This is a genomic window from Natronosalvus caseinilyticus (assembly GCF_017357105.1).
Classification (GTDB): Archaea; Halobacteriota; Halobacteria; order Halobacteriales; family Natrialbaceae; genus Natronosalvus; species Natronosalvus caseinilyticus.
Genome location: NZ_CP071596.1, coordinates 2,572,046 through 2,598,048 on the forward strand (window position 1 = coordinate 2,572,046; position 26,003 = coordinate 2,598,048).

Here is a 26,003-nt window from a genome sequence, read left to right on the forward strand (position 1 = left end):
CCCGTCGATGTACGACACCGGCGGCCTCGAGCTGATCGTTCGACTCGTGGTTTTGTCAGCCAGGTCCCATTAGCTCGGCGAGTGCTTACCCACCGGGGAATGAAGAGACGGCAATTGCAATGCGTATAGCCAGAAGCTCGAGTGAAATACCCGAATTCGCATGTCCCAAGACAGATTCAGCCGACGGAAGTTCGTCGTTGCAGTTGGCGCTGCTGGTACGGCCGCCCTCGCTGGGTGTACCGACGAGGGCCCGGGCGACAACGAAACCGACGACGGAGTGGACGACGGTGTCGGTAATGGGGACGACGACGGAATGGGCGACGACGAGAACGAAACCGACGTCGGCGACGACGATGAGACCGACGACGGAATGGACGACGAGGAAGACGACAACGAGACCGACATCGGCGATGACAACGAGTCGGACGATAACGAGACCGACATCGGCGACGACAACGAGTCGGACGACAACGAGACCGACGTCGGTGACGACAACGAAACGGACGACGAGGAAGACGACGAAGACGTATAACGAGTCCCTCGCGACTCGTCTCGCTCACTTTTCGAACAGCGTCACCACACGCGTCGGGTCGACGGATCGTCGAGCTCGAACGTCGTGGAGTCGCCCAAACGATTTTATTTCGAGCCCGAGAACGGACGGACACGATGACACGGAGTACCCACACTCCTGGTCGAGAAATTCGTCGATAGCGACGACACGCAGGTACGAACGACCGAAGATGGCGTCGTCCTCGAGGTCGGTTCCACCACCTACGCGTTGACCAGTACCGACGCAGCACAGCTTCGCGACCAGCTCGCCGACGCGCTCTCGCGGGCCCGAACGTTTACCCACACGGAAGCGACGCATCGGCCCGACGGGTCCTACGTCGTCACCCGTCGCGGGGCGACCTCGAGCGGCCACCGAAAGGTCTTCGACTCCTTCGAGGCGGTGGTCGACCTCTTCGAGGCGCTCCCGACGACGTTCACGGCGGACGACGTCGGGCGAACGGGGCTCTCTGGCAGCCGGCGACACATACTCGTCTGGCACGTCCTGGAGCATCCGGAGTTTTCCTGCGAGTTGCGTCGTCGACAACCGTTGACCGCTCGAAAAGTCTGACCCGGATCCATCGATAGGCCGGGATTCGAGAGCAGGCGTACGACACCCGGTAAATCGCGAATCGGGTTCCGGGGTCCCACTTTTTACCGTGCGGTTACGAGACAGACCTATGCGTGAAGAGAACGAAATCCGCGAGCAGTACGAATTCCTCGTCGAGCAACTCGAGAGCGACGAGATGCGCCACGAGGGCGTCAGACAGATGTTCACGTACTACCGCCGGGCGCTGGGCTGGGTCCTCGAGGAAGAACACATGTGACTGTCGGGCCCGAACGTAGTCCGACACTGACCAGTCACGTTTCGAGGCGGTGTCGGTACCTTTAAGGTTCTTCGGTGAATTCTACCAATTGACGCTTCGCTTTGGAGGGCCGAAGCGTCAGCGGGGACCAATTCAGGGCGGCAAGCAATCACGCGGCCCTTTTCACGCCGCGTGGTTTGCTTTCCTGTTTACAACGCTTCTGAGCGCAGAGTCCTGCACGTCGAGTAGTCGTACCGTCCGCTATCGGTTTCGTATCGGCCACCATCGGTTTCGTATCGGCATATACGACAGCCGGCGACAGTCGACGACGGACGATAGAGTTGAGCACCGGAGGGCCGCACAGATCACAATTAATTCCAGACTGAACACAAATCATCGTAGACATGAGGACTTCGTTATGCGTCACACGTTCCATACTGGTCGAAGCCCTTACGTTTCGAAAGCCTCGCCAGCCGCGTGTTCGGCGGAACACTCCGTCCGTGTTCCGACTGCAACCCGATATATTTATTAAAATTCGACAAGAAGTACGAGTGGTACGTTCCCAATGTACGACTTGACAGGATTTCAGCGCGACCTCCTCTACGTGATCGCCGGCGAAGAAGAGCCACACGGCCTCGCGATCAAGGAGGAACTCGAGCAGTACTACGAGAAGGAGATCCACCACGGCCGGCTCTACCCCAACCTCGACACGCTCGTCGACAAGGGACTCGTCGAGAAGGGGAGCCGAGACCGACGGACCAACTTCTACACGCTCACTCGACGCGGTCGACGTGAACTCGAGGCCCGTCGGGACTGGGAGGGTCAGTACGTCGAACTCTGAGACGCATTCTCTCCAGGTATCGCACTCGATTAGCCCGAAATCCGGTTTGTGTACGACGCAATGTTACCTGACGCTCCCCTGCAGATACAGTTACAGATACTCGAAGCCCCACTCGACGAGGCAGTCGTTCGAATCGCTCTCGCTGGCGCTCTCGGGATGTTCCTGGGGCTCGAGCGCGAGTGGTCACAGAAGTCCGCCGGCATCCGGACATTCTCACTGATCAGCTTACTCGCTGCGGTTTTCACGATTCTCGTCCTCGAGGCCGACGTCGGTGAGAGCCTGTTGCTCCTCGGCGGGCTGCTCGTCATCGTCCAGGGCGTATTGCTCGCCGTCCAGGGGTTGATGAGCGAGGACGACACCGGCCTCTCGCTGACGACGTCCGTCTCGATGCTGGTCGCCTACGGCGTCGGCTCGCTCGTCGCGGCAGGATTCGCTATCGAGGGCGTAACCGTCGCCGTCCTCTCCTCGCTCTTGCTCGTGCTCAAGCGCGAACTCCACGAGTTCGCGTGGGGACTCTCGCGCGAGGAGATGCGCTCGACGACGGAGTTCGCTATCCTCGCGTTCGTCATCTACCCCATCTTGCCGGCCCACTACGACCTCGAACTCGGCACGGTGACGATTCCGCTCGAGCCCCAGGTCATCTGGCTCATGGTCGTCGCCGTCGCCGGAATCGGGATCGTCAACTACGCCATCGTCTCGACGTACGGTGGCCGCGGCATTGCAGTCACCGGGTTCTTCGGTGGCCTGGCGTCTTCGACGGCCGTCGTCGGGACGATGCTCGACCACGTTCGACAGCGCCCGGAGGCAGCCTCGTACGCGGTCGCCGCAATCTTGCTCGCGAACGCGGCGATGGCGGTGCGAAATCTCGCGATCGCCGTCGCGTTCACTGCAGGAAGCGCCGTCCCGCCGCTCTTCCAGGCCGTCGTTCCGCTCGGCGCCGTTATCGTGCTCGCGTTCCTCATCGCGTTCCTCATCGCCGACTGGTCTGAATCCACGGAAATGAACCTCGAGAACCCGTTCTCGCTGAAGAACGCCCTCGCGTTCGGAGCCGTCTTCTTCGCGGTCCTCGTCTTCGGTTCGCTGGCGGAGACCTGGTTCGGCACGCTCGGCTTTTACGCCACCGCCGTCGCGAGCGGGCTCGTCTCGAGTGCGGGGGCAACCACCTCCGCCGTCGTTCTCTATCGCGGCGGGACGCTCACTGCCCCCGAGGCGACCATCGCAATCTTGCTGGCGACGGTCTCGAGCATCGTCGTCAAGGCGTTACTCGCGGCGACGTCTTCGGATGGGGAGTTCAAACGCAAGGTCGCGATTTCCAGTGGTGCGCTCCTGGCCGGCGGGGCCGTCGCCACCGCACTCATCGTCGTCTGAGTATTGCCCGAACCACAACGAATATTTTTAATCAACGGACGGCGCAACTCAGGTATGGACCGAGATACGGTCGAGCCGCGAGTCGAGACGATGCCGGGCAAACGAGCGACGGAGTGGGCCGAGTACCACCACCAGTTTGCCGCCCCGAGCACCTACGTCTACGACTTCGTCTGGGACACGCAGGCCGACGCCATCGGCCCGTTCTGTACCGACGTCGACGGCAACGTCCTCATGGACTTCACGAGTCACGTCGCGGCGGCCCCGCTCGGGTACAACAATCCGGCGGTGAAGGAGAAACTGGAGGCGTTCGACCTCGTCGACCCGACGAAAATCGCCGGCCAGGACTTCTACGTGAGCGGCGGTGGCTCCCCCTCGAACCCGGACTTTCCCGGACCCTCTCAGCTGATGGATCGACTGATCGACCTCACCGATCACTATGACATGGATCGGGTGTTCCTCTCGAACTCCGGCGCCGAGGCGGTCGAAAACGCGATCAAGATCTGTTACGCAAGCGGCGGCCACCGCGCAATCACGTTCGACGGCGCGTTCCACGGGCGCACCCTGGGCGCGCTCTCGCTGAACCGGTCGAAGGCCGTCCACCGGAAGGGGTACCCCGAGGTACCCGGCGTCATCAGCGTTCCTTACCCCTCGAGCCAGGAGCACTACGAGAACGACTGGCTCACGGACGGACCCGGAGGGAACGTCGTCGCCGACAAACTCGATCCCGGCCGCGGCGTCGTCGATGCCGACGAGGTCGCCTACCTCATCCTCGAGCCGGTCCAGGGCGAGGGCGGCTACCGCGTTCCCCATCCCGAGTTCGCCCGCGACGTCGAGGCCCTCCGGGAGCGGTTCGGTCTGCGGGTCATCGCCGACGAGATCCAGTCCGGACTCGGCCGGAGCGGCGAAATGTGGGCGATCGACCACCTGGATCTCACCCCGGACGTCATCACCAGCGCGAAGGGGCTGCGCGTCGGCGCGACCATCTCCCGTTCGGACGTTTTCCCCGAGGAGACGGGCCGCATCTCCTCGACGTGGGGCGCCGGCGACGTCGTCGCGTCGCTCCAGGGAGTGCTCACCATCGACGCGATTCGCGAGCAGAACTTGCTCGAGAACGTGCGCGAACGCGGCGAGCAGTTCCGCTCGATCCTCGCCGAACGCGACGTCGAGGGAGTCACCGACGTACGAGGCCGTGGCCTGATGCTCGCACTCGAGTTCGACACCAAGGAGCGCCGCGAGGCCGTCGTCGAGGCGGCGATGAAGCGTGGGTTGCTCACACTCGGCTGTGGACACAAGACGCTGCGAATCCTGCCGCCGCTCGACGTCACCGAGCGCGAAATCGATCTCGGCTCGCGGCTCCTGCTCGAGGCGATCGACGACGTCGCGACGCAGTCGGCAACGACCGCCTGACGGCCTGCGACTCGACTGGCTAAAATATATTTTAGCTAACATATATTCCGACGGACCGCGTCTACTCGAGTGATGATGCGATACAACAGCAACCACGACTCGCGGCCGGGCAACGACTCGCGGCCGGGCAACGACTTGCAGATGGGACTCGAGTTCGGCGAGCAAACCTCGAGTCCGGGCTACCGAACCGAACCATTCGCACAGCACGCACCAGCGACTGGAGACGGCGACTCGCACGACCTCGAGTTCTCGACCGGAACGACGATCATCGGAATCAAGGCGGTAGAGAGCGTCGTGATGGCCGCCGACCAGCGAATGAGCCTCGGCGGACGCTTCACCGCCAACAAGAACGTTCGAAAGATCTCAGCGGTTCACCCGACCGCAGCGATGGCGATTTCGGGATCCGTCGGCCCGGCACAGGACGTCATCAGGCGGCTACGTGCGGAGGCCGGACTCTACGAATCCCGCCGAGGTGAATCGATGAGCCTGCCCGCACTCGCACGAACGGCGGGAGCCCTCGTCCGCGGTCTCCCCGTCGCCCCGCTCCTCTGTGGCGTCGACGAGACGGGCGGCCACGTCTACGAACTCGACGGTGGCGGGAGCGTCGTGGAAGACCGCTACGCGGCCGGCGGGAGCGGCATGCAGGTCGCTTATGGCGTGCTCGAGGGGCGACTCGAGGACGACCAGGCGCCCGCACTCGATACGGCGACGGACGCCGCGGTCGCCGCCGTCGAGGCCGCGAGCGAGCGCGACACCGCGAGCGGTGATGGGGTGACCACCGCGACGATTACGGCCGATGGCGTGACCGTCGATCAGCGGAGGGCGAGCTGATGCAGTCGAACCAGCAGGCCTACGACCGCGGGACGTCGATCTTCTCGCCGGACGGCCGACTCTACCAGGTCGAGTACGCCCGCGAGGCCGTCGCTCGAGGGAGTCCTGTCGTCGGGGTGGAAACGACCGACGGCGTCGTGTTCGTCGCCGACAGCCGAACGCCCTCGCCCTTGCTCGCGACCGACAGCGTCGAGAAACTCCACGACCTGGACGGGCGACTGGCCGCCGCGAGCGCGGGCCACGTCGCCGACGCGCGCCGCCTCGTGGATTACGCTCGCCGGTACGCCCAGGAGGAGCGACTCCGGTACGGGGAGGCGCCGGGTGTCGAACCGGTCGCGACTGCCGTGGCCGACCACGTCCAGGAGACGACCCAGTCGGGCGGTACCCGACCGTTCGGGACCGCGCTCCTGCTCGGCGGGGTCGACCCGGAGCCGCGGCTCTACGAACTCGACCCCTCCGGGCTAACCCGGCGCTGGCGAGCGACGGCGATCGGCGGCGACAGCGAGGCGATTCGGGCGACGCTCGAGGCCACGTACGAGAGCGAAATAGGCAGCGACGACGGCGTTCGGATCGCGCTCCAGGCGCTCGCGGATGCTCGAGGCGAGGAGTGGTCCGGTGGGTCGGTCGACATCGGTGTAATCGACTCGAGTGGAATCGATCGGTTCGATTCACAGCGGTGTGCACAGGCTTTGGTGGACGCCGGGCTCACGTAAGTCGATCACGCCCTCAGGATCACGGAGAGTGCTGGCCGATATCAAGCCCTCACCGGTCAAAGCCAAATCGCCTCCATAGATATCAAAAATTCGAAAGCTGGAGTCTGTTAAACTCATAGAAACAGACAGTAACGTAGTGCGAGGTTCAGAGCATGGGTGCAGCAAACCAACTTCGCTTCTTCCACCCGGGCTGTGCTGAATCAGCTGATCAGTAGATCTGTCTATTGAGCGCCAGTCGCTTTGTTAGCCGGAAAATGTGTCTGGTACACCGAAATCTGAGTGGAAGGCATCGGGAACTGTCGACCACCAACGGCCTTCACACACTTCTTCGTTCTGTACCTCGATAGTCCCGCTAGGCGATTCTGCCCGAAAGAAGGCTTGAATCATCTGGACAGCAGACTCGGGCTCGTCTTCGTTTCGAATAATATGACGAACCACGCCCCGAAGGTCAGTAATCTCACAGACAACACCTGTTTCTTCACTCGTCTCACGACGAGCGGTATCTTCGTAATCCTCATCTGATTCTGGTGTCCCGCCTGGTTCTGTCCAATCCGCTGGTGCGTTTCTGTCGCGAATCAATAGAACCTCTCCACCTCGCTCTACCCACACTCTCACGTCAACTACCTTCCCAGCGTCTTTCATTGCGAGTTTGAAGTTCTCAGCCGCTACTTCTCTCTCGACTGTCTCTATCGAATACTCGTCGTACTGCTCTCGAAACCTACTCAACTCACGCTCGACACGTTTGGTCCCTTCCATCATCTACCACTTGAAATTGAACCCGAATAGTCATTCGATTGGTTTAGATTTATGGACAATTGGAAACTGTCTTGCGTTACCTGCTTGCCCTGTTCTGAGCGTTTGACTCTCCGCTGATTACAACTCTATCGAGTGCCACATTAACGCTCTGTATTCAGCACGGTCACAGAGACCTCTCATTCATCGAGGGTTTCAATGGCCGAAGAACGTACTGTCGAGGGCCGATCAGACAGTCGCGCTCTCGTCGCTCGAGTCAGTCTCGAGCGCAGGTTGCCTCTCGTCGTCCTCGGCCGTCGATGGTTCGTTCGCATCCGCGACGGAACCGGCATCGGACCTGGCGTCGTCGTCGGTAATCGGCCGTCGGCGGCTATCCACGACGGTCCCGTCTCCGCTAACGTAGAGCAGCAACGTCTCGTCTTCGAGTCGCGTACGCACGAGGAGACACCACGGATCGCTCGAGACGACGCGTTCGCGCCACTCGCGACCGACGTTCCAGAGCGAGCGCTCCCGGACGTCGCTGTCGTGTTCGTGGTAGAACGAGACGACCGCTGGGTGCTCGAGGACTGCGAGGGTGACCGGGCAGCGAAGCGACGCTCCGCAAGCCTCACAATCGAAGGCCAGTTGGACGCGGTCTGGACCGTCGGCCTCTTCGTCTGTCGTCCCGACCACTGGTTCGACATCCACCGTCGTCGCCCCGCCGCAATCGGGGCAGACGCCGTCGGCGAACGTCCGAATGCGGTGCCGATGGTAGGCGTCGAGCGCTGTCGGTATCGAGTCCGAACCGCGGGTCGCGTACCCGCTCGGTGGGAACGACAGTTCCAGAATGGGTGCATCGCAGGACCGGCACGCCACTCGAGAGACGTTGTCGGTGACGGTCGCGACCAGTTCGGTCTCCTCGCAGAACGGGCAGGGCTCGGGAAGGGAGATCGATTCGTGATCCACGCTGTCGGTGTAGGTGCCCGCCTGGACCGCCCGGCCGACTTCGCGGCCAGCATAGGTGAGTTCGTACCGGTCGTCCTCGCGCTGTCGGACGAACTCGCCGGTTAGCTGTCGGAGGTGGTAGGCGAACCCCGCCGACGTGTCGGTGCCGCTCGCCTCGAACAGTTCCGAGAACGTGCACGGGCCGTCCGCGAGCAGGGTACGGACGGTACGCATCCGGATCTCGTTTCCGAGCGCCTGGAACGCGTCGCTGGGGGCTGGACCGTCCTCGACGGATCCGGTATCCATGTCACAGATTGTGATACGAGTGGCCAAAACCCTGTCGGCGGCGGAGGGTCAAAACTGGTAGCGCCGTTCGTCGTCCAGTTGCGGGTAGTCGTTCGCGCCCGTCATCTCGTCGTAGGTCATCCCCGAGAGGTACTCGTCGTAGGTCACGTCGTACCCCGACCGAAGCTGGAAGTCGAGTTTGCCCGTGTCGACCGTCGTCTGGAAGAGCATGTGAACCGCCCGGCGGAGGAGCTCGTCGGTCGATTCGGGCTCGAGCGCCGTCGCCAGCAGGGCCAACTCGTTCCGGGTCTCGCGGTCGAGGGCCACGGTGCACTCCTCGCCCAGGTCGGCGTAGGTCGCTTCTACTTCGTCGGTCAGCGCGTCGAGGCTCATGGCATTCCCAACTCGAGGACGATTGATAGACCTTTCGCGCTCGCCGTGAGCGAAGGAATCGCTAGCCGTAAGGTCGTCGGTTCGCAAGCCAGGACAATGAGCGAGGACGCTGGATCGACCGATGGCGAAGGAGGGTCGCGCGAGTCGACCGCTCTTCCGGACGGAGACAACCTCGAGGACGTCCAGGAGGGGCTGATCGCCTGGTACGAGGCCGACCATCGGGACTACCCCTGGCGCGAGACCGACGATCCGTACGAGATTCTCGTGAGCGAGGTGATGAGCCAGCAGACCCAGCTGGATCGCGTCGTCGACGCCTGGGACGCGTTCCTCGAGCGGTGGCCGACGACGGAAGCGCTCGCTGCGGCCGACCGTTCGGCCGTCGTCGGCTTCTGGTCGAGCCACAGCCTCGGGTACAACAATCGGGCGAAGTACCTCCACGAGGCCGCGACCCAGATCGAAGACGAGCTCGACGGCGCCTTCCCGGAGACGCCCGAGGGCCTCCAGGAACTGATGGGCGTCGGCCCCTACACGGCCAACGCCGTCGCGAGTTTCGCGTTCAACGCCGGCGACGCCGTCGTCGACACGAACGTCAAGCGCGTCTGCTACCGCGCGTTCGACGTGCCGGACGACGACGCGGCGTTCGAGACGGCGGCCAATCGGCTCATGCCCGAGGGTCGCTCGCGCGTCTGGAACAACGCGATCATGGAACTCGGCGCAGTTGCCTGCACCCAGCGGCCCAGGTGCGACGAGGCTGGCTGTCCCTGGCGCGAGCACTGCAGTGCCTACGCGACGGGAGACTTCTCGGCACCCGACGTGCCGACGCAGTCCACGTTCGAGGGCAGCCGCCGCCAGTTCCGCGGGCGGATCGTCCGGACGCTCCGAGAGTACGACGAACTGGCCCTCGACACGCTCGGGCCGCGAATCCGCGTCGATTACACCCCCGTCGGCGAGCACGGGCGCGAGTGGCTCGAGGGACTGTTGTCGGATCTGGCTGACGACGGACTCGTCGAGTTAGACGAGAGCGAGGACGAGACGGTCGCCAGGCTGCGGGCGTAGTTGGAACACGCATAATTGGAACGTGATCGCACGCAGGTCGACTCGACCTGCGTGCAGCCGGTCGGCTACCCGTCGGTATACGTGTGAACGGATCAGCCACTCGTCGGTTCTCGTCACTCGAGCGGCGCGTGGGTCAGTCGATACCCTACGTTATCGGCGTCGCCATCACCGGTGGCCTCTCCGTCACCCGCATCGGAACCCTGGACGTCGACCACCTCGTAAAGACGTATCCCCGACTCCATACGCGTGACGACGGGCGTCTCGTAGTGGTCGGCATCGTAGTCGAGACTCGGCCCGTCCGTCCGCTGGCGTTCTCGGTCGACGAATGCCCGGTGGCGCTCGAGTCGTCGTTCGCCGATCGATCGGGAACGATCCTGGACCTCCTGCACGCGGTCATCGAAGGCCGAGACGAACGCCGCCTCGAGTTCGTAGCCGATCGAGTGACGGCCGGCACACATTGCCGCCAGCGACGTCGTCCCCGTGCCCCAGAAGGGATCCAGGACGGTGTCGCCGTAAGTCGAGTACATACAGCACAGTCGGTAGGGAATTTCGAGGGGGAACGCCGCCGAGCGCTCGCGCAGGTCGTCGTTCGGCGAGTCGAGTGTCTGCAGTTCGCCGGTCACGTCCGACCAGAGGTCCGTGAACCAGCGGTTTCGCTCCTCCCAGAAGTAAGCCGCCTCGTAGCGGTCGTCGTCGCCCGGCGGGAACGACCGCCGGGAGTCACCCTTCCGAAAGACGAGGATGTACTCGTGCTCGAGGGTGACGTAGGCGTTCGGGGGAATCATCCCGCTGCCCATGAACTTCGCGGCGCTGTTGGCGGGCTTGCGCCAGAGGATATCGGGGAGGGGGTCGAACCCGCGGGCCTCGAACGCCTCGAGCACGCGGGCGTGGTTCGAGTAGACCCGGAAGCTGTCGTCGAGCGTCCGGGTCGCGTCCCCGACGTTGATACAGGCGATGCCGCCGTCGACGAGCACGCGCTCGAGTTCGTCCCAGACCCGATCCAGCTGGACGTGCATCGCCTCGAACGCCTCCCGACCATCCCCTCGCTCGAGGGCGTCGCCGACGGTCGGGTCGAGTTCGGCGAAGAGGTCGTCCCACATCTCGATCATCGGATAGGGCGGCGACGTCACGACGAGATCGACTGACTCGTCCGCGACGGCAGCGAGGTCGCGGGCGTCGCCGGTCACGACGCGGTGGGTCGTCTCCATCGTGTGTCTGTGTCTCCGTGGCCCCCTTAGGTCTTCTTACCCGATGTTGGCGGGGCAGGCGATTTCCGTCGGCCGACACCGAGGTGGAACGGTGAGATCCGGAACAATAAGATCCAACTCGAGGGCGTGACGCGGCAGGGCTCGATTCCCGGTCGAGTTGACTGTCGCGAGACTATATATTTTGAAGTAATGGGTTCTGGGTGCCAACTCCCTCGACGCCATATCCGTCTGTGGAGCGTTTCCACTCCGCGATCACGGGCCGAACGGTCAGAAACGATTCGAGAAGGCGGGGACGGTCGCTGGGTTCGATTACTCTTCGTCTTCGGCTTCAGCTTCGTCCTCGTCCTCGTCTTCGGATTCTGCCGCCTCTTCGTCTTCGCCTTCCTCCGAGGCGTCCATCGATACCGCGTCGGTAGCCGGTTCGAACTCCTCGATCGGTTCCCACTCGTCTTCCGCGGCTCGGCGACGCCGCCAGGCCAGCGCCGCGGCGACGGTGACCCCGAGTACCACGAGTTTCGAGAGCCAGCCACGGGATCCGTCGGACGATTCTGTGGATTTCGATTCGTCAGTATCCGGCTCCGTCACCGAGTCCAGCTGGGCGTCCGGGATATCGATGTCGGAAAGTTCCTCTTTCACCTCGTCTCGCATCTCCGAATCGGGGATTTCCGAGCGACCGAGGAGGTAGCCTACGGCTGCACCGGCGCCGAGCAAGAGTCCCGCCGCCGGAACCATTCGCTTCGACGACGAACTGCCGCCGTCGGCTTCCTCGACAGCCTCGAGGATCGAGTCTCGCATCGGTGAGTCCATGCCGGCGCCGATCGCTTCTTTGACGACGCGCTCCGAGAGGGGCGTTTCTTTTTCGGACATAGTTCGACCATCCACATCCCGATAAATAGTTCTGTGCAATGTTTCAATTTGGGCCGCCACTCAGTGGAGTGGTAGGACGTCCCTACGGAACCCATGGACGCAAAATACGCGTACTGGAGTCTTTGACGGACTCGAGCCGACAATTCGACGATGCGACGCTCGAGCAATCGAACGATCGCTCGCGAGACGCACCTCAAAACGGGGTCGCAATACCGAGGGCCTCGAGCGCGCCGAATCCACCGAACCCGTACCCGAAGACGAGCGCCGCGGGAATTACACCGGCGACGCCGGCGCGAACGAACGAGGTTCGGTGGACGACCTGGAGGCCGATCCACAGGAGAACGGCCCCGTACAGGCAGGCCGCGAGCCGGATCGCGGGCGCGGGAACCCCGGCGACGAGACACGGGGCCGTCGCGTACGCGATCACCTGCACGGTCTGGCTGATGCCGGCGCGGTCGTCGACGACCACCAGGAGCAAGAGCGTCTGGACGGCCGAAATCATGTGCAGCCCGAACGGGGCGACGAACAACACGAGCAGGCTAATCCAGAACACCCCCTCGAGGATAGGCGAGACGGGGATCGACGGGAAGTTGTCGGGGACCAGTAAATAGTGGGAGGTCGCGGCGATCAGTACCATCGTCATCCCGAAGAGCAAGCCGGGCGCCTGATCCCCCGGCGCGACCCCCACCCGAAAGAAGTTTCGAGGCCGGACCAGCACCTCGACCCACGCGCGAGCGAGCCCTCTCGGGCCGCGCTCGCGTCCGCCGTGGGGGTCCTCGATCCACTGGGTCATCGGGAACGGTTTTGGTTTCGGCTCCGCCGATCTCGGTTCGTCAGTCAGTCGCGCCGGAGCGTGTGGCAGTGTCGACAGCGGGCCTCGTAGGACTCGTCCGCGCCGACGAGGATCGTCGGATCGTCCACGTGGGCTGGCTCGCCGTTAACGAGCCGTTGATTGCGCGTAGCCGGCTCACCACAGCGGGCGCAGATGGCCCGGAACTTCTCGACGTACTCGGCGCAGGCGATCAGCTGTGGAAGCGGGTGAAACGGTTCGCCGCGGAACGTCTGGTCCGTCCCGCTGACGATGACGCGCCGGCCGTCGTCGGCCAGTCGTTCACAGACGTCGACGAGCGACTCCGTGAAGAAGTTGGCTTCGTCGAAGGCGACGACCTCCTCGCCGTTGAGGCCGTCGAACACGCGCTCGAGGTCGCTGTCCGGATCGATGGCGGTCGCCTCCCAGCGCCGTCCGTCGTGGGAGCCGACGAAGTCCTCGCCGTAACGGTCGTCGAGCGCCGGCGTGAACACCGCGACCTCCTGGCCCGCGATCTCGGCCCGGCGGAGCCGTCGAAGCAGTTCCTCGGTCTTTCCGGAGAACATACTCCCCGTCACGACTTCGATCCAGCCACTCTTCGTGATCGCGTGCATCGGATGAAAGCGGGGAAAGCCGAGGTTAAATCGGTTTCCAATTCCGTTCAGCCGGCGTTCGGTCGTGCCGGTTCGCAGAACGCATCCCATAACGAAACCGATCCGGTCCATGTCGCCGGTATGAGCGTCATCCGCCAGCCAGGACGCTTCAGCCGCCACACCCGCCGCCGACTCGTCGGCCTCACGGCGGCGGGCAGTGCCGCGACACTCGACACCGCTGCCGTCGGGCTCTGGTTCACGTTGATCGTCGTCGAATCGCGAACGCCATCGACCGCCCTCGCCGGGCTGGGCATCCTCTTCTGCGGGGCGTTGCTCCGAACGGGCGTATTCGGTGCGACGACGACCCCGATGTACGCCTTGCTCACGCCGCGCCGAATCGGAGCGGCGCTCCTCTTCGTCGCTGCCTGGCCCGCCTGGGTGCTCGTCGCCGAACGAACCGGGAATCCCGAGGGGCTCCTCGTCGCCGGACCACTCCTCGCCGGCGTCGTAGCCGTCCAACTCCACCTCGAGCGGCGCGTGTTCCAGCTCCCAGAATCGCGACGCTGTCGAGTCACGTCGGTGCTCTCGGGAGCGCTGATCGCGGTCGGCGCGACGACCCTGCTCGCGTCGGCCTGGTTGACGAACTGGACGATCCTCACGGAGCCAGTCGCGTTCGGGGCGACCACCGTCGTCTTCCGCATCGAGGCCTACCAGTTGGGCTTTCTCGTCTTCGGCGCGTTCGCGTTCCTCGCTCACCAGCGGCGATTTCAGTTCGCGCTCGAGCCGTGATCGCCTGGAATTCCGATCCGTGGTCAGGCGCCGACGTTCTGATCGCCCTCGAACGTTCCCGGATCGGGTTCGATCGTCGCGTACTGTACCGCGCGAACACCGAGGGTCGCGACGCGCTCTTCGAGCGAGTCATCGACAAACGACCCGTCCTGGATCGCGGTGTGAGCGCGCGGTACGGCCACCTGGTGGGGGAGCACCCACGCATTGAGCGCTCGACAGACGGATCGCAGGTGCTCGAGCGTCGTCACCGGAAATGAGCCGCCGGCGACCCCCACCAGCCCCACGGTCTTGTCCTCGAACTCGTCGAATCCGCAGTAGTCGAGGGCCGTTTTGAGGGGCGAGGAGTACGAGCCGTGGTACATCGGCGAGCCGAGGAGCACGGCGTCCGCGTCCCGAACGCGCGCGGCGACTGTCGCTGCGTCACCCGCATCCTCGCGGTCGACGTCGGCGTCGTACAGGGGGAGGTCGTACTCTCGAAGGTCGACTAACCCCGTCTCCGCGCCCGCGTCGGCCGACGCCTCGAGCGCCCGCTCGAGGGCGATTCGCGTGTAGCTCTCCTCGCGGAGGCTGCCACAGACTGCCAGCACCTGGACGTCGCTCATATGGGTTACGACGCAGCGTCGCCCTAAAAAAGTGCGTCAGTCCGAACCGTTGCGAGCGGCTTAGCTCGAGGTCGCCGCCTCGATGGCCGCCTCGAGATCCGCGATGATATTGCCGGGGTCCTCGATGCCGACCGAGAGCCGAACGAGGTCGTCGGTGACGCCCGAGGCCTCCTTCTCCTCGGCGCTCAGTTGCTGGTGGGTCGTACTCGCCGGGTGGATGATCAACGTCTTTGCGTCGCCGACGTTGGCGAGCAGGCTCGCCAGTTCGGTCGACTCGACGGTCTCCCTGGCGGCCTCGTAGCCCGCCTCGAGACCGAAGGTTATCATGCCGCCGTAGCCGCCTTCGAGGTAGCGGCTCGCGTTCTCGTGGGTCTCGTGTGACTCGAGGCCCGGGTAGTTCACCCAGGAGACGGCCTCGTGGTCCTCGAGGAATTCCGCGACGGCCAGCGCGTTCTCGCAGTGGCGTTCCATCCGGAGGGGAAGGGTCTCGAGGCCCTGGATCGTCTGCCAGGCGTCGAAGGGCGACTGCTGGTTACCCAGGTCGCGCAGGCCGCGAGCGATGGCCGCGTAGGTGAACGCCGCCTCGCCGAAGGTCTCCGCGAAGTTGACGCCGTGGTAGGCCGGGTTGTCCGCCGCGAGTTCGGGGTACTTCTCGGGATAGTCGGCCCACGGGAACGACCCGCCGTCGACGACGACACCCCCGACGGTCGTCCCCGACCCGTGGAGCCACTTCGTCGTCGAGTTCCAGACGATGTCGGCGCCGTGCTCGAGCGGGCGACAGAGCGCCGGGGTCGCGAACGTGTTGTCGACGACCAGCGGGGCGCCGTTGTCGTGAGCGATTTCCGCGACGCGCTCGAGGTCGGGCGTGTCGAGGGCTGGATTGCCGATCGTCTCGAGGTGGACGAAGGCGGTCTCCTCGTCGATCGCCTCCGCGTAGGCGTCGTAGTCGAGCGTGTCGACGAATCGCGTCGTGATCCCGCGGCGCTCGACGGAGTGGGTCAGGTAGGTGTAGGTGCCGCCGTACAGCGAGGAGGCGCTCACGATGTTGTCCCCGGCACTGGCGAGGAGGAACGTCGTGAGGTCGAACGCGGCCATCCCTGAACTCGTCACCGCGGCGCCGACCCCGCCCTCGAGTGCGGCCAGTCGCTCCTGGAGCGTCTCGAGGGTCGGGTTCATCAACCGCGAGTAGATGTATCCCGGTTCCTCGAGGGCGAACTGCGAGGCGGCGTCGTCGGCGTCGTCGAAGACGTACGACGTCGTCTGGTACAGCGGCGGGGCTCGCGCACCCGTCGCAGGGTCTGGCTCTTGTCCGGCGTGGACGGAGTTCGTGGCGAACGATCGGTCTCGGTCGTCGCTCATACGATGACACAGCGTGGCTCGAGGCATTACCCTGCGCAGAGTGGCCAGTATTGCCGTCTTCAATGACAGGTCGGTCGGAACGGGGCTCGCGGCCCACAGAAATTGTTTTCTCAACGGGACGCCTGTCCCCGTATCGAGTACGTACACGGCCGCTGAGCGGGCTGTGGGCCTCGAGCGCTTGTAAGTGCAAGTACAACGGCTACCGGTTTTGGAAGCAATTAGTCTCCCGTGAGCGACACCGATAATTCCGGGTCGGACACTCCTGACTCTGGGTCGGACACCCCTGGCACTGACCAGGAGGAGATCAACGAGGACGCCCGACTCCTGGGAAACGAACCCGACGCGGACGCGATCGATGAGCCGGTCACCGATAGCGAGCAGGAGGCTCGAGAGAGTTACTGGATGATCAAGGAGACGATCGCAGTCGGTCTCATTTCCATCGTCGGGATTAGCCTGATCGCGTTCGGAGCGATGCAGGCGACCGGTCTCATCACGCTTCCCGGATGGCTCGGAAACTCGCCGTTCGTCCACTGGTCGCTGTTCCTGGTCCTCGGCGTCGTCCTCGTGCTCGTCTTCGCCTGGAGCCAGTGGGGAACGACCGTCGATCGGTGACCCTGGCAGCAATACATATCGCGAAATGTAGTTTATTGATGTGGGTCGTTGAACTAACGCGTACGGACGATTACTCGTTTTCGCAGCCGTCGAAGAGCGCAGGGCAAGACTTGGGCGTTCCAGTCGTCCTCGACGATTTCCGTGGCCGACTCTCGAGGTAGATTGCTCGATTATTCACTGGAAACACCCGGTTTCGCAGTGGGTTCAGGCGGTATCGTGAAGCTAGCGGTTCGGAAATAGCCCCGTCACCAGAATTGCCGAGCATTCCGGCTGTCGCAGGTCACACTCCCACCGTCCGATGGATCGTCGTCCAGAACGGCAAGGACCCTCGCACTCGTTCGGTGTACCCAATTCGACGCTGAACTCTCACAGAACGGAGCTGTCGGGTTCCGTTCGCGAGAATTACGTTTCGTACGCCGTCTATACCGCACTCGAGTCGATGCCGTCGATCTGAACGAACCCGTACGAGCAGTCCGGGCAGTGCCACTTCACCTTCTCGCCGAGATGCACGGTCGTACTCGCCGCCCGGTAGAACGTCTGTTCACCGCAGTCGGGACACTCGGCCTCGAGTTCCATCGTCATGCTCGCCGATTACGCCTCGAACGAGTTTAACGTACTGATTCGCCGATGTACGATTCGCTCTCGATCCGTACATGAACGACATAGTGGTATATGGAATTTGGTGCGTGACTCTCGTTTCCTGCATCCCGCGGACTCAAGTTCCCGGTCGAGGCCCTCGTCGGCGACGGTGTAGAACGCGGCGATAGCTCGCAGTACGCTCGTCAAACGAGTCGAACCGCATCTCGAGGCAGCGTTCGGCGGGGAAACTAAGACGTAGCCGGCCGTTTGCTCGCGTACGATGCCGATTTACACCGGACGCGGCGACGACGGCGGTACGGACCTGCGGGACATGACGCGCGTGTCGAAGACGGATCCGCGGATCGAATCCTATGGAACGGTCGACGAACTCAACGCGCTTCTGGGGACGATCCGACCGACGGGACACGCGGACGTCGACGAGCAATTGCGGACGGTCCAGAATCACCTCCACGTCGTCCAGGCCGATTTCGCGAATCCCGATCCCGGCGACGACGACCCGGTAATCACCGCTGAGCACGTCGAGCGGGTCGAAACGTGGATCGACGACCACGACGAGGACCTCGAGCCCCTTCAATCGTTCATCCTCCCTTCCGGCGGGGAGTCGGGCGCCAGGTTACACCACGCTCGAGCGGTCTGTCGACGTGCCGAACGACGAGCAGTGGCGCTGGCGGACGCTGAGCCAGATGCCGTCAACGAAAACGCGGTGCAATACCTGAATCGGCTGTCGGACGGATTGTTTACGCTGGCTCGAGTGGTCAATCAGCGCGACGGGGAGGGCGAAGAGACTCCGACGTATTGAGCCGTCCGTGAAAGGAACGCTTAAGTTTCGCCCGCGGATACCCTCGGTTGAGGGTTGGTGATCTAGTTCGGTTATGATACCTCCTTCACACGGAGGAAGTCGGCAGTTCAAATCTGCCCCAACCCATTCTCGAGCGACAAATTGTGAGGAGCGCAGCGACGAACACGTCGCTCGAAAATTGTTACGGTAGATTTGAACCAGACGAGGCGCGCGCAGCGAAGCGAGCACGTCTCGACGAGGTTCAAATCTGCCCCGGCTCACTATTTTTGCCCGGTCAAAACCGTGAGGCGCAGTCCGTTTCGTCAGGCAGTTTGAACCAGGGGGAGGGGATCACCAAAACGGAACGACTGTGGTTCGAATCTCCTCAATCCACTTAGCTGTCCCGAACGAATGAAGAATTGTAGCTTGCTGAGAGCCAGACTCGCTCTCTCTATCTATCGAGTCACGGCCGACGTATTTCCGACCGCCTCTCGAGTCGCTATCAGTGACCGAAAGAGCGTGAATCGTCTCCCAGCGGCCGGGAACGGGTGCGAACATGTGCGTGAGAACGCCCATGGAACCGTTATCCAAATGACCGACAGGGAGATTCGAATGACGACACAGTCAGCTGACGAGATACCGTTCATGCAGCGGGTGTACGATCGAATATGGGTGCTCGCCATCCTCGCGTTCGCGTTTTTCCTGTTCGTGTACGTGATCTGGGGGGCAATCGACGTCTTTTCGGTTCCGCTGGGGTGAACCATGACGTCACCAATCAAACCGCCCGAGGGCAACTGGTGGGATCAAAAGATCAACCGACGCGAGACGGTCTGGCTCGGACTCGGCGGAATCTGGTCGATCATCCTGTTCGGCTGGATGAGCGTCTGGACGCGAACGGGCGACCAGAACCCGACCGGCGAGACCTACAAGGTGTCAGCCGAGGAGTTCCGCGAGAAGATGGCCACCTACGAAGACGCGGCCGAAGAGACCGAGGACGGTCTCGTCCCCGACGGGACGGACGTGTACCTGGCTGGCATGCGATTCATGTGGGACGGCGCGCCGGTCGTCCTCGAGACCGGGGTGGAGTATGACATCCATCTCACTTCCTACGACGTCCAGCACGGTTTTTCGCTGCGGCCCGAAGCGAACCTGAGCAAGCAGATCAACCTGCAGGTGTTGCCAGGCTACGAGTGGGTCGTGCCGATGGAGTTCGACGAGCCGGGCACCTACCACATCATCTGTAACGAGTTCTGTGGCCAGGGACACCGAACCATGCACGGAACGATCGTCGTTACGGAGGGGGAATAGATGCTGGATCTCTTCGACAACGACTACGGTCCCGACGGCTTTCGAACGTGCTCGGTGACGGGGCTACGGATTCATCGCTCCGCCGAAAATCCCACCAAACTCTTCGCGTTGACGGCGATCGTCGCGCTGCTCGTGGGCGGCATCTTCGCCTTCACTGTGGCGATGACGCGCTGGGAGTTCGTCGGGTTGCTCGAGGCAGGCGACTTCTACACGCACCTGAGCATGCACGCGTGGAACCTGCTGATCTTCTGGATGATCTTCATGGAGATCGCCATCCTCTACGTGGGCGGGCCGATGGTTCTGGGTCGTCGACTGTCGATCCCGATCCTCGCCAAAGTCGGCTGGGTGACGATGGTGCTCGGCGCGGTGGCGGTCAACTACGGCATCTGGACGACGAGCGCGCCGAACGAAGCGCCGTTGCTGACGGCGTACGTCCCCAACCCGTCAGAGCCGGTCTTCTACGTGGGTGCGATCGTCTTCCTGCTGGGGGCGACCGTCGCGGCCCTCCCGTTCTTCGCTACGCTCTGGGTCGAGAAGCGCGAGAACGCGGGCCAGACGCTCCCGCTCGTGACGTTCGCGGCGTTCACCACCGCTGTCATCGCCGTCGAGGCGATCCTCGGCGGTCTCGCCGCGTTCAGCTACGCGTTCCTCTGGCGAATGGAGATTATCGCCTCGGTCGATGCCGCGATCTACCGTCAGTTGTACTGGATCGCCGGCCACGGGACGCAGCAGATTAACCTCGTGGCGATGATCGCCGTCTGGTACTTCCTGACCCACGTCGTCGGGGGAGCCGAGGTCGTCAGCGAGAAGGTCTCGCGGACAGCGTTCATCCTGTACCTGTTCTTCATCAACCTGGGGGCCGCTCACCACCTGCTGTCCGATCCCGCGGTCTCGACCGGGTGGCGCATCTTCAACACCTCCTACGCGTTCTACGGAGCGACGTTCGCCAGCCTGATTCACGCCTTCGCGATTCCCGCGGGTATCGAGGCCGGACGACGCAGGCGCGGACTGGGTGGCGGGCTGTTCGGCTGGCTCACCGGCGCGCCCTGGCGCAACCCGATGTTCTCGGCGACGATCTTCTCGATCATCCTGTTCGGGTTCCTCGGGGGGATCACCGGCGTCATCATGGGGCAGCTCCAGCTCAACATGACCTGGCACAACACGCTCGCCACGGTCGGTCACTTCCACGCGACCGTCGTCCTCGGCACGACGCTCGCCTTCATGGGGCTGACGTACTTCGTCATCCGGACGCTGTTCATGCGCCAGTTCATCTCGCCGAAACTGGCCTCGCTCCAGCCGTACCTCTACTCTGGCGCGATGGCGATCGGGACGCTGATGTTGATGTACGTCGGGATCCTCTACGGCGTCCCCCGTCGGACGACCGAGGTCGTCGAGAATATCCCCGGGACCGACTTCAGCCTGAGCGCGGCGGGGCCGCTATTCAGCGTCTTCGGCGTGTTCGCCCTGCTGGCGATCGCCGGTGGCGTCCTGTTTCTGGTGCTCGCCGTCGGCTCGGTCCTGTTCGGCAAGCGCATCGAGCCCGGCGACAACGACGACATCACGCCCGACGGTGGCCTCGCAGCCGATGGCGGCGAATCCGTTCACCATTACGAGATGCGCGGGACGTTCGTCCTGTGTCTCGTCTTCCTGACGGCGTTCGTGATCACGTACCTCCTCAACTGGTACCTGCTCAGCCAACTCTGGAAGATCGGCCTGTAGCCGTTCCACTTGCCTTCGTCTCTCAACCACTGCCACAACACCACGACATCCAACAATGATCGACCATACGTCTTCATCCGTATTCTCGTTCGCCAGCGGTCTGTGCAGACGGACCTGGAACGACGTCCTGAGCGTTTACTACGCCAACACCCCCATCTGGCGAGTGTTGAAGAGCGTCGGCCTGCTGTTTTTCGGCTTCTTCTGCTGGTCGGCCTCGAATCTGTTGCTCTCGTATCGCCCTTCCTGGTCGTTCCTGTATTTCGTCGCGGCCTACGGATTCGCGCTCATCGTCTGGGGGCCGCTGACGCACCTGGCCTTGCTCCCGTGGGTGATCCGGCTCCGCCGTACGGCGAGCCACCCCCTGACGCGAACGATCGCTCGCAAAGGATCGATGCTCAACCTTTCGATCTTCCTGACGATCGTCCTCGTGCTCGGGATGGTCCCAATGTCCCCCATGCTGCTCGACTTCGGAACGCTCGTCGACGACGGAACGGAAAGCCCGGACGTTGACCCCGACCTCGAGTGCACCGTCGTCGACGAGCTCGTCGAGTGCTCGCTGTCGGATCCTTCGGAGATCGACCACGTGGTCGTCACTTCTGGTCGGGAACGCATCGAGACTGTCGAAGAGCCGCCGTACGATTTCGAGATCCGACGGTCCGACCTCGAGACGGTCGTCGGTCAGAAGCAGTTCACCGTCGAACTTCGCGACGAAGACGGCGCCACGCTACGGCGGTACAAACGGACGGTTCCAGCAGACGGCGAGTGACCGCCTGACGGGACGCCCGACGCACACTCATTCGTCTCTCCTGAACGACGCTCCACGGCGAATCGAACCGGCGGCAGGGGCGAGCGCAGCGACCAGGATCGCCGCCAGTTCCTCGAGGACGCGTCGCTGCGCCGCGGTCAGCGTCCCGCACTGTTCGAGCGTCCGGTGGGCGGTTGCAACCTGCTCTCGTTCTACTGCCTCGACGTACGCCCACCACTCCTCGGACGAACAGTCCGCCTCCGGTACCGACCGATCTTCGTCTGTCGACGCCATACCGACACCAAGGCGGAACGACGGTCCAAACAATTTCGGCGAACGTGTTCGACCTGATGTCAAGGTTCTATACCGTCCATCTCGTGAAGGAAACCAATGAGCACGGCGATCAAAGCCCGGTGGGCGCGTAGATTCGTCGCGGTCGGCATCGTGTGGTTCGTGGCCTGGCAGCTCGCAACCGTCGCTGGCTCGGGCCGTCGCGTCGGGGTCGCGCTCGGGCTGTACGGCTTCGTCTTCCACGTCGTCTTTGGCAAGGGGTACACGCTGTTGCCCTCGTACTTCGATCGAACGCTCGCGTTCCCGAGGGCACCCGCCGTCCACCTGCCGCTGGCCGCCCTCGGAACGGCCTGTCTGGCCCTCGGCGCGGCCTCGAGCGGCAGTATCGACCTCGGCCTCGATCCACTGTCCACGGCGATGGGTGAGACGCTGACCGGGATCGGTGCCTCCCTCTGGCTTGCGGGGTGTCTGGTCTTCGTCGGCACGATCGGGTGGACGATCCGTGACAACCTCTCGGGGCGCGAAACCGGGACCGGAGACGCGAACGCCGACCGTCGCTGGGTCGACCGATACGCGAACGCGTTCGTCCCCGTCGTCGCCCTCTACGTCCTCGCGGGAGCGACGATTCCCGTCCTGGAGTGGCTCGAGCTCACCCAGTCCCTCGTCGCGGGCGGGCCGCCGGTGACGCACCTCCTCGCGGCAGGCGGCGCCGCCCTGTTAATCTTCGCCGTGGGGTTTCGCCTTCTCCCGCGATTTCTGGCCGTCTCGCCCCGGACGTGGCTCGTCGCCCTCGTCCTACCAGTCGGCGCGCTCGGCCCGGCGCTCCTGGCGGGCGACTTCCTCGGCGACTCCCTCTTTCTCGTCGGCGCAGTGCTCGAGGCGACCGCCCTGGTCGGGTTCGCGCTCGCCTACGTCGACATGTTCTCCCGGAGCGACCGTCGTCGGGTGGGGTTTTACGCCGTCACGCTCGGTGTCCTCAGCGGGGCCGGTGTGGCCCTTCTCGGGCTGAGTTTTGCCACCGACTGGTTCGGCATCCCCGGCAATCCCTTCGACGCGCACTACCGGCTGGCGCTCGCCGGCCTGCTAGGGCTGACTGTCGTCGGCGTCACGTACCAGTTTTACCCGCCGGCTGTCGCCTCGAGCTCCCTCGTCGACGATCGGACTGCCAGCCTCTCGATTGCACTGCTCGCCGGCGGTCTCCTCGTCGAAGTCGGCGGTCTGCTCCGATCGGCTTCAGTGGTCGAGCGAGGTGGTCGCGTCGTCGTCCTGGCTGGCTCGATAGTGTACGCATTCGTCGTGTTCTCGGTGTTCCTCGAGCGACGAGGGAAGTGACCGGTGGGTGCCGTTCGAGACGAACATATTCGGAGCCGGACGTTTGCTCCTGGCCACCGTATCGAACGTATGGCGACACGAACGACTGCCGAGGATCACGCTGAGGCGACGCAATCGACGACGGTGGAAGTCACCTGTACCGGCCACGTTCGAACCGCCGTCGGTCGACACCGTTTCCCGTTCACCTTCGAAGGATCAACGCTCGCGGAGTTCCTTGAGGCGTTCTTCGCGGAGCACGACGTCGCTGACCTCCTCATCGCCGAGACGGAGGCCGAGTCGACGGCCAGGGGATGGGCTCCAGCACCCGCAGAGCTACCGGGCACCTGGCGGAAGAATCCCGAAGGCGAGCAGACGCGAGCGTACGCGCGCATTCTGGTGAACGGCCGATTCAACGAACACAACGAGGGATTCCAGACGCGACTAGAAGAGGGTGATCGCGTCGCGTTGATGAACCCGTTTATGTTCTGCTGTTAGGCCTCGATTGGATCTGGATCGGTGTTCACGTCCATGAACGCCTTGACGATCCGTTCCTCGGCCCGGTGAAGGACCTCGCTGCACGTCGAGCGAGCCACGCCGACGGCGTCGGCGAGTTCGTACTGCGTACAGGTCCGGGGCGTGTCGTAGTACCCCGCTTCGAGTGCCGTCTCCATCACGCGAAACTGCTGGTCAGTCAACAGTTGAGACGTGTCGATATCCGGCGTAATCGAGTCGACGGCGTACTCGACGCCGAACGCCTCCAGTTGTGCTCCCAGTTCCGAGAGCCGGTCGTGGGAGGTCGTGATCTCCCAGGTCGCCGTCCCGTCTCGAATCGTGAACGGCATGCCGATCGGCACGCCCGATTCGCGGGCGGCGTTGAGTAACACCGGGAGTTGCGTCTCGAGCTGGAGCAAGGCTCGGTCGTCCTCGAGTTGCAGCACCTCGACGTCGGCGACGGTTTCGACGTCGCGAATCGCGTCGATCGTCGACGACGGATCGTGTGCCGTGAGCTCGACGACGGCGGTCCCGCGGGCGCCGCTCGGGATCGCCGAGAGGATGCGAACCTCCTCGAGCAGGTCGGTTCGTGAGAGGCGAGCGATCCACATCGCCTCGGGAATCGCGATCTGGAGCGTTGCGCGTGGCATATCTCAAATGGGTGGGGACGCGCCCAGTAGCTACCGTCGAACATATTCGGACAGTGGACGATGACGACGACGAGGGCGGTTGCTGAACCGGGACGAGGGGAATATGATCGCCGAAACCCCTACCACAGTGGTTTTCGTACAGTAGACCGATGACGAGCGACGATACCGACACAGACCGCGTTCTCGACGCCCGGGGGATCGACGGCGAACCGTTCAGCGACATCATGAGCGAACTAGAGGCACTCGAGGATGGCGAGACGCTCCTGTTGATCAATAGCTTCGAACCAGCCCCGCTCTACGGCGTCCTCGAGGGTAAGGGATTCACCCACGAGACGACCGAGGTTGCTGCGGACGAGTGGGAGGTCCGGATCGAACACGCCTGAGTCCGAATCGAGGCGTGCGAATATATTCGGGGCCGATGTCTTCACGCTCGAGGCACTAGTTACGAGTATGACCACCACAAGCGGTACCGATCATGGTCACCAGAACGATTCCGGTGGAGACTACGACCACGAACACGACCACGAACACGAACACGAACACGACCACGACCACGACGCCCAACCGATCACCGACCGCGTCCACGACAACTCCTGGTCGGCCAACCTCGAGAAACCCGCCCACGGCGAGGACACCGATCTGGTCCGGCGACAGGCTCTCGAGGCGGTCGAACACACGACCGCTGGCCACCACGTCAACCTCGTGACCCACGGCGCCCACGGTCACCCCGATCGTACCTGTACGAGACGCTCGAGACAAGATTCGACGGCGACGCCGACGTCGACTGGGAGTACGTCGAGCAGTGTGGGTGTGGCGGACACGTAACGCGCGTCCACGTCCGATAGCTCAGCGCCCCTCGAGTAGCGACGGGCTCCGTTCGAATCTCATTCACTAGACGTACTTCGATGTGTGAGATGCGCTCACTACGGTTCTCGTATACCTATTCAAAAGATTAGAATTTCGATAAACTACCAGAAAAATGATTTTACTTACACTCGTATCGGAGCCGAAACTCTCGGCGAGATGTGCGATGTAATTGAATTGGGGGTCGCGAGAGTAGTGGCGACCGGGCCGTTGCATCTCGAGCGTTCTCGACCAGGACTTCGAACGTTGCAAGCGCCATCAATGCGGGATATAGCTTGTATTCACACCATCTTACGTCTCGACGAATCCAATCGTACCTCTATCGAACGGACTGTGTGCTGCGGGGACGTTGCCAGTGACGTCTACCCACTATTCGATGCTCTAGCGGAACAGACGTGCCTGCGCTCGACACCGAACTATTTCACTCCCGATTAGTCTAGCAAAGAGGGAGGTAGGCGAGAGAGTACCATCCCGTTACGACTGA

At 63.3% G+C, this 26,003-nt stretch carries 31 protein-coding genes, 1 tRNA gene and 1 pseudogene; 21 read left to right on the forward strand and 12 right to left on the reverse strand.

The window, feature by feature from the left end:
• Window positions 1-160: 160 nt before the first annotated feature.
• From J1N60_RS12315 to J1N60_RS12350, 8 genes are all read left to right on the forward strand, one after another.
• Window positions 161-532, forward strand: coding sequence for a hypothetical protein (locus J1N60_RS12315; RefSeq protein ID WP_312907800.1), 372 nt, complete (start codon window positions 161-163; stop codon window positions 530-532).
• Window positions 533-778: 246 nt separating this feature from the next.
• Complete coding sequence (locus J1N60_RS12320) at window positions 779-1,117, forward strand: DUF7528 family protein (RefSeq protein WP_312907802.1); 339 nt, start codon at window positions 779-781, stop codon at window positions 1,115-1,117.
• A gap of 109 nt (window positions 1,118-1,226) precedes the next feature.
• The gene (locus J1N60_RS12325; protein ID WP_312907804.1) at window positions 1,227-1,373 is read left to right on the forward strand and encodes a hypothetical protein; all 147 of its coding nucleotides are present in this window, start codon (window positions 1,227-1,229) and stop codon (window positions 1,371-1,373) included.
• A 544-nt stretch (window positions 1,374-1,917) separates the two neighbouring features.
• The gene (locus J1N60_RS12330; RefSeq protein WP_312907806.1) at window positions 1,918-2,193 is read left to right on the forward strand and encodes a PadR family transcriptional regulator; all 276 of its coding nucleotides are present in this window, start codon (window positions 1,918-1,920) and stop codon (window positions 2,191-2,193) included.
• 60 nt (window positions 2,194-2,253) lie between these two features.
• Complete coding sequence (locus tag J1N60_RS12335; protein WP_312907808.1) at window positions 2,254-3,561, forward strand: MgtC/SapB family protein; 1,308 nt, start codon at window positions 2,254-2,256, stop codon at window positions 3,559-3,561.
• Window positions 3,562-3,615: 54 nt separating this feature from the next.
• A complete protein-coding gene (locus tag J1N60_RS12340) occupies window positions 3,616-4,968 on the forward strand; it encodes an aminotransferase class III-fold pyridoxal phosphate-dependent enzyme (protein WP_312907810.1) in 1,353 nt (450 codons plus the stop codon).
• Window positions 4,969-5,040: 72 nt separating this feature from the next.
• Complete coding sequence (locus J1N60_RS12345) at window positions 5,041-5,799, forward strand: Ntn hydrolase family protein (RefSeq protein ID WP_312907811.1); 759 nt, start codon at window positions 5,041-5,043, stop codon at window positions 5,797-5,799.
• The gene (locus J1N60_RS12350; RefSeq protein ID WP_312907813.1) at window positions 5,799-6,512 is read left to right on the forward strand and encodes an archaeal proteasome endopeptidase complex subunit alpha; all 714 of its coding nucleotides are present in this window, start codon (window positions 5,799-5,801) and stop codon (window positions 6,510-6,512) included. Before J1N60_RS12345 ends, J1N60_RS12350 begins: the two co-directional genes overlap by 1 nt.
• 243 nt (window positions 6,513-6,755) lie before the next feature.
• On the opposite strand, the gene J1N60_RS12355 is transcribed toward J1N60_RS12350, so the two are convergent.
• The 3 genes from J1N60_RS12355 to J1N60_RS12365 all read right to left on the reverse strand — a co-directional run bounded on the left by J1N60_RS12355 (window position 6,756) and on the right by J1N60_RS12365 (window position 8,867).
• Window positions 6,756-7,271: an NUDIX hydrolase gene (locus J1N60_RS12355; protein ID WP_312907814.1), complete on the reverse strand. Its 516-nt coding sequence runs from the start codon at window positions 7,269-7,271 to the stop codon at window positions 6,756-6,758.
• A 222-nt stretch (window positions 7,272-7,493) separates the two neighbouring features.
• Window positions 7,494-8,495 (reverse strand): ArsR/SmtB family transcription factor, encoded by a 1,002-nt coding sequence (locus J1N60_RS12360; RefSeq protein WP_312907816.1) that lies wholly within the window; start codon window positions 8,493-8,495, stop codon window positions 7,494-7,496.
• 48 nt (window positions 8,496-8,543) lie between these two features.
• Window positions 8,544-8,867, reverse strand: coding sequence for a ribbon-helix-helix protein (locus J1N60_RS12365; RefSeq protein WP_312907817.1), 324 nt, complete (start codon window positions 8,865-8,867; stop codon window positions 8,544-8,546).
• A gap of 96 nt (window positions 8,868-8,963) precedes the next feature.
• On the opposite strand from J1N60_RS12365, the gene J1N60_RS12370 reads away from it, so the two are divergent.
• Window positions 8,964-9,923 (forward strand): HhH-GPD family protein, encoded by a 960-nt coding sequence (locus tag J1N60_RS12370; protein ID WP_312907818.1) that lies wholly within the window; start codon window positions 8,964-8,966, stop codon window positions 9,921-9,923.
• A 113-nt stretch (window positions 9,924-10,036) separates the two neighbouring features.
• On the opposite strand, the gene J1N60_RS12375 is transcribed toward J1N60_RS12370, so the two are convergent.
• From J1N60_RS12375 to J1N60_RS12390, 4 genes are all read right to left on the reverse strand, one after another.
• Window positions 10,037-11,131: a DNA-methyltransferase gene (locus J1N60_RS12375; protein ID WP_312907820.1), complete on the reverse strand. Its 1,095-nt coding sequence runs from the start codon at window positions 11,129-11,131 to the stop codon at window positions 10,037-10,039.
• Window positions 11,132-11,440: 309 nt separating this feature from the next.
• Window positions 11,441-11,998: a hypothetical protein gene (locus J1N60_RS12380; RefSeq protein ID WP_312907822.1), complete on the reverse strand. Its 558-nt coding sequence runs from the start codon at window positions 11,996-11,998 to the stop codon at window positions 11,441-11,443.
• 193 nt (window positions 11,999-12,191) lie between these two features.
• Window positions 12,192-12,791: a YIP1 family protein gene (locus tag J1N60_RS12385; protein WP_312907824.1), complete on the reverse strand. Its 600-nt coding sequence runs from the start codon at window positions 12,789-12,791 to the stop codon at window positions 12,192-12,194.
• A gap of 44 nt (window positions 12,792-12,835) precedes the next feature.
• Window positions 12,836-13,420, reverse strand: coding sequence for a thymidine kinase (locus J1N60_RS12390; protein ID WP_312907825.1), 585 nt, complete (start codon window positions 13,418-13,420; stop codon window positions 12,836-12,838).
• Between the two features lie 120 nt (window positions 13,421-13,540).
• Between J1N60_RS12390 and J1N60_RS12395 the strand changes: the two genes are divergently transcribed.
• Window positions 13,541-14,188, forward strand: coding sequence for a hypothetical protein (locus J1N60_RS12395; RefSeq protein ID WP_312907826.1), 648 nt, complete (start codon window positions 13,541-13,543; stop codon window positions 14,186-14,188).
• Between the two features lie 23 nt (window positions 14,189-14,211).
• Here the strand turns inward: J1N60_RS12395 and J1N60_RS12400 are convergent, their stop codons facing one another.
• Entirely contained in the window at window positions 14,212-14,790 is a 579-nt protein-coding gene (locus J1N60_RS12400) for an NADPH-dependent FMN reductase (RefSeq protein ID WP_312907827.1), read from the reverse strand.
• A gap of 60 nt (window positions 14,791-14,850) precedes the next feature.
• Window positions 14,851-16,149: an O-acetylhomoserine aminocarboxypropyltransferase/cysteine synthase family protein gene (locus tag J1N60_RS12405; RefSeq protein WP_312907829.1), complete on the reverse strand. Its 1,299-nt coding sequence runs from the start codon at window positions 16,147-16,149 to the stop codon at window positions 14,851-14,853.
• A gap of 228 nt (window positions 16,150-16,377) precedes the next feature.
• Here J1N60_RS12405 and J1N60_RS12410 point away from each other — a divergent pair, with 228 nt between their 5' ends.
• The gene (locus J1N60_RS12410) at window positions 16,378-16,761 is read left to right on the forward strand and encodes a hypothetical protein (protein ID WP_312907831.1); all 384 of its coding nucleotides are present in this window, start codon (window positions 16,378-16,380) and stop codon (window positions 16,759-16,761) included.
• Between the two features lie 420 nt (window positions 16,762-17,181).
• On the opposite strand, the gene J1N60_RS12415 is transcribed toward J1N60_RS12410, so the two are convergent.
• A complete protein-coding gene (locus J1N60_RS12415; protein WP_312907833.1) occupies window positions 17,182-17,343 on the reverse strand; it encodes a DUF7838 family putative zinc beta-ribbon protein in 162 nt (53 codons plus the stop codon).
• A gap of 277 nt (window positions 17,344-17,620) precedes the next feature.
• Between J1N60_RS12415 and J1N60_RS12420 the strand changes: the two genes are divergently transcribed.
• From J1N60_RS12420 to J1N60_RS12445, 6 genes are all read left to right on the forward strand, one after another.
• Window positions 17,621-18,160: a cob(I)yrinic acid a,c-diamide adenosyltransferase gene (locus J1N60_RS12420; protein ID WP_312907834.1), complete on the forward strand. Its 540-nt coding sequence runs from the start codon at window positions 17,621-17,623 to the stop codon at window positions 18,158-18,160.
• A gap of 51 nt (window positions 18,161-18,211) precedes the next feature.
• Window positions 18,212-18,286: transfer RNA gene (locus J1N60_RS12425), tRNA-Val, on the forward strand.
• A gap of 465 nt (window positions 18,287-18,751) precedes the next feature.
• Window positions 18,752-18,898, forward strand: coding sequence for a hypothetical protein (locus J1N60_RS12430; RefSeq protein WP_312907835.1), 147 nt, complete (start codon window positions 18,752-18,754; stop codon window positions 18,896-18,898).
• A 3-nt stretch (window positions 18,899-18,901) separates the two neighbouring features.
• Entirely contained in the window at window positions 18,902-19,447 is a 546-nt protein-coding gene (locus J1N60_RS12435; protein ID WP_312907836.1) for a cupredoxin domain-containing protein, read from the forward strand.
• Window positions 19,448-21,166, forward strand: coding sequence for a cytochrome c oxidase subunit I (locus tag J1N60_RS12440; RefSeq protein ID WP_312907837.1), 1,719 nt, complete (start codon window positions 19,448-19,450; stop codon window positions 21,164-21,166).
• A 55-nt stretch (window positions 21,167-21,221) separates the two neighbouring features.
• The gene (locus tag J1N60_RS12445; RefSeq protein ID WP_312907839.1) at window positions 21,222-21,932 is read left to right on the forward strand and encodes a hypothetical protein; all 711 of its coding nucleotides are present in this window, start codon (window positions 21,222-21,224) and stop codon (window positions 21,930-21,932) included.
• 27 nt (window positions 21,933-21,959) lie between these two features.
• Here J1N60_RS12445 and J1N60_RS12450 read toward each other — a convergent pair whose 3' ends face one another.
• On the reverse strand, window positions 21,960-22,205 hold the full coding sequence (locus tag J1N60_RS12450) for a hypothetical protein (protein ID WP_312907840.1): 246 nt from the start codon (window positions 22,203-22,205) through the stop codon (window positions 21,960-21,962).
• A 96-nt stretch (window positions 22,206-22,301) separates the two neighbouring features.
• Here J1N60_RS12450 and J1N60_RS12455 point away from each other — a divergent pair, with 96 nt between their 5' ends.
• The gene (locus J1N60_RS12455; RefSeq protein WP_312907841.1) at window positions 22,302-23,534 is read left to right on the forward strand and encodes a hypothetical protein; all 1,233 of its coding nucleotides are present in this window, start codon (window positions 22,302-22,304) and stop codon (window positions 23,532-23,534) included.
• A 69-nt stretch (window positions 23,535-23,603) separates the two neighbouring features.
• Window positions 23,604-24,008 (forward strand): MoaD/ThiS family protein, encoded by a 405-nt coding sequence (locus J1N60_RS12460; RefSeq protein ID WP_312907843.1) that lies wholly within the window; start codon window positions 23,604-23,606, stop codon window positions 24,006-24,008.
• Here the strand turns inward: J1N60_RS12460 and J1N60_RS12465 are convergent.
• The gene (locus J1N60_RS12465) at window positions 24,005-24,655 is read right to left on the reverse strand and encodes a helix-turn-helix domain-containing protein (RefSeq protein WP_312907844.1); all 651 of its coding nucleotides are present in this window, start codon (window positions 24,653-24,655) and stop codon (window positions 24,005-24,007) included. The two genes, J1N60_RS12460 and J1N60_RS12465, sit on opposite strands and share 4 nt — an antisense overlap.
• Window positions 24,656-24,804: 149 nt before the next feature.
• Here J1N60_RS12465 and J1N60_RS12470 point away from each other — a divergent pair, with 149 nt between their 5' ends.
• Entirely contained in the window at window positions 24,805-25,038 is a 234-nt protein-coding gene (locus J1N60_RS12470) for a DUF2249 domain-containing protein (protein WP_312907846.1), read from the forward strand.
• Between the two features lie 67 nt (window positions 25,039-25,105).
• Window positions 25,106-25,500 (forward strand): annotated as a pseudogene (locus J1N60_RS12475) (CGCGG family putative rSAM-modified RiPP protein).
• Window positions 25,501-26,003 lie beyond the last annotated feature (503 nt).

Bases quoted from the DNA above. Each gene is read 5' to 3' on its own strand.
- J1N60_RS12360 (WP_312907816.1), bottom strand. From the start codon at position 8,495: ATGGATACCGGATCCGTCGAGGACGGTCCAGCCCCCAGCGACGCGTTC.
- J1N60_RS12365 (WP_312907817.1), bottom strand. From the start codon at position 8,867: ATGAGCCTCGACGCGCTGACCGACGAAGTAGAAGCGACCTACGCCGAC.
- J1N60_RS12350 (WP_312907813.1), top strand. From the start codon at position 5,799: ATGCAGTCGAACCAGCAGGCCTACGACCGCGGGACGTCGATCTTCTCG.
- J1N60_RS12420 (WP_312907834.1), top strand. From the start codon at position 17,621: ATGCCGATTTACACCGGACGCGGCGACGACGGCGGTACGGACCTGCGG.
- J1N60_RS12435 (WP_312907836.1), top strand. From the start codon at position 18,902: ATGACGTCACCAATCAAACCGCCCGAGGGCAACTGGTGGGATCAAAAG.
- J1N60_RS12315 (WP_312907800.1), top strand. From the start codon at position 161: ATGTCCCAAGACAGATTCAGCCGACGGAAGTTCGTCGTTGCAGTTGGC.
- J1N60_RS12470 (WP_312907846.1), top strand. From the start codon at position 24,805: ATGACGAGCGACGATACCGACACAGACCGCGTTCTCGACGCCCGGGGG.
- J1N60_RS12385 (WP_312907824.1), bottom strand. From the start codon at position 12,791: ATGACCCAGTGGATCGAGGACCCCCACGGCGGACGCGAGCGCGGCCCG.
- J1N60_RS12340 (WP_312907810.1), top strand. From the start codon at position 3,616: ATGGACCGAGATACGGTCGAGCCGCGAGTCGAGACGATGCCGGGCAAA.
- J1N60_RS12335 (WP_312907808.1), top strand. From the start codon at position 2,254: ATGTTACCTGACGCTCCCCTGCAGATACAGTTACAGATACTCGAAGCC.
- J1N60_RS12405 (WP_312907829.1), bottom strand. From the start codon at position 16,149: ATGAGCGACGACCGAGACCGATCGTTCGCCACGAACTCCGTCCACGCC.
- J1N60_RS12370 (WP_312907818.1), top strand. From the start codon at position 8,964: ATGAGCGAGGACGCTGGATCGACCGATGGCGAAGGAGGGTCGCGCGAG.
- J1N60_RS12430 (WP_312907835.1), top strand. From the start codon at position 18,752: ATGACGACACAGTCAGCTGACGAGATACCGTTCATGCAGCGGGTGTAC.
- J1N60_RS12390 (WP_312907825.1), bottom strand. From the start codon at position 13,420: ATGCACGCGATCACGAAGAGTGGCTGGATCGAAGTCGTGACGGGGAGT.
- J1N60_RS12460 (WP_312907843.1), top strand. From the start codon at position 23,604: ATGGCGACACGAACGACTGCCGAGGATCACGCTGAGGCGACGCAATCG.
- J1N60_RS12325 (WP_312907804.1), top strand. From the start codon at position 1,227: ATGCGTGAAGAGAACGAAATCCGCGAGCAGTACGAATTCCTCGTCGAG.
- J1N60_RS12375 (WP_312907820.1), bottom strand. From the start codon at position 11,131: ATGGAGACGACCCACCGCGTCGTGACCGGCGACGCCCGCGACCTCGCT.
- J1N60_RS12450 (WP_312907840.1), bottom strand. From the start codon at position 22,205: ATGGCGTCGACAGACGAAGATCGGTCGGTACCGGAGGCGGACTGTTCG.
- J1N60_RS12455 (WP_312907841.1), top strand. From the start codon at position 22,302: ATGAGCACGGCGATCAAAGCCCGGTGGGCGCGTAGATTCGTCGCGGTC.
- J1N60_RS12355 (WP_312907814.1), bottom strand. From the start codon at position 7,271: ATGATGGAAGGGACCAAACGTGTCGAGCGTGAGTTGAGTAGGTTTCGA.
- J1N60_RS12400 (WP_312907827.1), bottom strand. From the start codon at position 14,790: ATGAGCGACGTCCAGGTGCTGGCAGTCTGTGGCAGCCTCCGCGAGGAG.
- J1N60_RS12395 (WP_312907826.1), top strand. From the start codon at position 13,541: ATGAGCGTCATCCGCCAGCCAGGACGCTTCAGCCGCCACACCCGCCGC.
- J1N60_RS12465 (WP_312907844.1), bottom strand. From the start codon at position 24,655: ATGCCACGCGCAACGCTCCAGATCGCGATTCCCGAGGCGATGTGGATC.
- J1N60_RS12345 (WP_312907811.1), top strand. From the start codon at position 5,041: ATGATGCGATACAACAGCAACCACGACTCGCGGCCGGGCAACGACTCG.
- J1N60_RS12380 (WP_312907822.1), bottom strand. From the start codon at position 11,998: ATGTCCGAAAAAGAAACGCCCCTCTCGGAGCGCGTCGTCAAAGAAGCG.
- J1N60_RS12415 (WP_312907833.1), bottom strand. From the start codon at position 17,343: ATGACGATGGAACTCGAGGCCGAGTGTCCCGACTGCGGTGAACAGACG.
- J1N60_RS12445 (WP_312907839.1), top strand. From the start codon at position 21,222: ATGATCGACCATACGTCTTCATCCGTATTCTCGTTCGCCAGCGGTCTG.
- J1N60_RS12440 (WP_312907837.1), top strand. From the start codon at position 19,448: ATGCTGGATCTCTTCGACAACGACTACGGTCCCGACGGCTTTCGAACG.
- J1N60_RS12330 (WP_312907806.1), top strand. From the start codon at position 1,918: ATGTACGACTTGACAGGATTTCAGCGCGACCTCCTCTACGTGATCGCC.